The organism is Achromobacter sp. SIMBA_011 (assembly GCF_046535435.1).
In the GTDB taxonomy this organism is placed as follows: Bacteria; Pseudomonadota; Gammaproteobacteria; order Burkholderiales; family Burkholderiaceae_B; genus Achromobacter; species Achromobacter dolens.
Genome location: NZ_JAWRWN010000900.1, coordinates 1 through 251, shown reverse-complemented (window position 1 = coordinate 251; position 251 = coordinate 1). Strand labels below are relative to the sequence as shown.

The window sequence follows — 251 nt, the reverse complement described above, 5'->3', positions numbered from 1 at the left end:
CAAGGCCTGAGAGCGTCCGCCCTGCGCTCCAACACAAATCAGCTCCTTCTCGCCAGAACAGAAAAAAAGGGGCAAGCATGGAAGCTTGCCCCAAGTCCGGGAGGAGGAGTGTTCAGCGCTTTGCGCGTTTCTTCTGGCGGTAGACGTCGGCAACGACGGCAGCCACGATGATGAGACCCTTGACGATCTCCTGGTAGTAGGCGTCGACCCTGAGGAACGTGAAACCGGACGTCATGACACCGAGAATGATG

The 251-nt window shown here is 57.8% G+C and carries 1 pseudogene; it reads right to left on the bottom strand.

Features of this window, described 5'->3' with window-relative positions:
* Positions 1 to 112 precede the first annotated feature (112 nt).
* Positions 113 to 251 (bottom strand): annotated as a pseudogene (locus SB816_RS33610) (ABC transporter permease); the annotation flags it as partial.